Origin of the sequence: Xanthomonas sp. SHU 166 (assembly GCF_000364685.1) — a bacterium.
In the GTDB taxonomy this organism is placed as follows: Bacteria; Pseudomonadota; Gammaproteobacteria; order Xanthomonadales; family Xanthomonadaceae; genus Xanthomonas_A; species Xanthomonas_A sontii.
Window position 1 is genome coordinate 1 of the sequence record NZ_AQOJ01000216.1, and the last position, 1,799, is coordinate 1,799.

At 55.7% G+C, this 1,799-nt stretch carries 2 protein-coding genes; both read left to right on the forward strand.

Annotated features, from left to right (window positions below):
* On the forward strand, positions 1 to 1,175 hold a 1,175-nt coding region (locus tag D180_RS24485), incomplete at its 5' end, for an RHS repeat-associated core domain-containing protein (RefSeq protein ID WP_043090604.1).
* A 26-nt stretch (positions 1,176 to 1,201) separates the two neighbouring features.
* Positions 1,202 to 1,636 carry a hypothetical protein gene (locus tag D180_RS23835; protein WP_157835438.1) on the forward strand — a complete coding sequence of 145 codons (435 nt, stop codon included), beginning with the start codon at positions 1,202 to 1,204 and terminating at the stop codon, positions 1,634 to 1,636.
* Positions 1,637 to 1,799 lie beyond the last annotated feature (163 nt).

Below are 1,799 nucleotides of genomic sequence, written 5' to 3' on the forward strand. Positions count from 1 at the left end.
CCGGCACGCATGCGCCGCAGGCGCTGCCGCCGGCGAGTGGCAACAACGCGTTCGACGACAACAATCGCCAGACCCAGGCCGGCAACGTCGCGCTGAGCTACGACAGCAACGGCAACCTGCTGTCGGACGGTACGCGCAGCTACGTCTGGGACGACCGCGACCGGCTGAGCCAGATCAAGCAGGGCGACAGCGTATTGGCCAGTTTCAGCTACGACGCATTGGGCCGACGTATTGCGAAGACGGAAGGCGGCACGACCACGCAGTACCTCTACGACGGTCTGGACGCGGTGCAGGAGACGCAGGGCGGTACGGTCAACCCGATCCTGACCGGTCCCGGCATCGACCAACGCTTCGCGCGCAACGACAACGGCGGGCGCACATACTTCCTGACCGATCTGCTGGGCAGCACGCGGCTGCTGACCGACACGGCCGGGACGGCGGTGCAGCGCTACGACTACGATCCGTATGGCGCCACCACGCAGAGCAGTGCATCCTTCACCAATCCCTACCAGTACACGGGGCGGGAGCGGGATGCCAATGGGCTGTATTACTACCGGGCACGGTACTACAAGCCGGAGTGGGCGCGATTCATCGGGGAGGATCCGATTGGGTTGGCGGGTGGGGCGAATAGCTACGCCTATGTGGAAGGCAATCCCATCATCGGAACGGATCCTCTGGGGTTGGTTTTCACCTCGGTAGATGCCTACTGCATGCAGTTTCCGGGCGATTGCGCGGATGCGTTAGGCGACATGGCAGACAATGCCGCGCAGGTGCAGCGTAACCTTGGCAACGACTGTGCTGCGGCGGGATTGGAAGAGGCTTCGGATGCGCTTCGGTCGGCTGCACCGTTGTTGGATCTGGCTGCCGGTGCAAAAGGGGTTGGAGGGAAGGCTGTAAATGGAGCAGCTAAGAAGGTACACGGCAATAAGGTAGATAGTCGTTTGGCGACTCTTTACGAAAAATACGATAAGGATGGGAACTTCCTTAAACATGGTATTACAAGGCATGAAAATCCTGCAAAGCGTTACACCGCGAAGCAAATCGGTGGTGGAACTGTCGTTAGAACTGATCGTGGGCCTAGAAGTGAAATGATTAAGAAAGAGCGTGATCTTGTGGAGCGTAGTCCTGGTCCTGACAATCATGAGCCTTGGGCTGGTAGGAGAATTGGAGAGTGACATCTGAGCGAAACGATTTCATTACGTTGGGCGCTGATATTGGTGGTAAAGATGCTCATGTGGTGACTAATGAGTCTATTGTTCGCTTTCGCCTTCTTTTGCGGAAACATTGCAGGGCTGTGTATAGCAATGTCATTACGGAAATTGCTCTTGTGTTGAGGGTCGATGGATCAGTGCAGGCTTGGGGCTTGGCTGGAGTCCACAATGTCAAGTTTCAAAAAAAGAGGTCTTTCGCTACCGCTGATATATTTGTTCCGGTTAGTGGTTGGCTGGGTTGTAGTGTTGATGGATTTAATGAATTTATTGCCTCTGGCGTTGTTGATGCGGTCGAGGTTATATGCGAAATGGCAAGGGATAAGCGAATTGATGTTGATGCTGAACTGCTTAAGGTGGATGTGAACTCCGCGGCGAGGGACTTTCTGGGTGGTAGTCCCTATTGTTTCTCTGATCCTGTTGCTTGATTGGTATAAGAAAGATGGTTTTAGTAAAAATCCTCCAGGGGGCGGTTTGGCATGGGGGCAGGCTAGAGGCTAGGCGGCGCTAGGCAAAGCATGGAATACAGCTACGCCAGCATCGAGTAATTTGTCGCACAGACCGGCACGCATGCGCCGCAGGCGCTGCCGC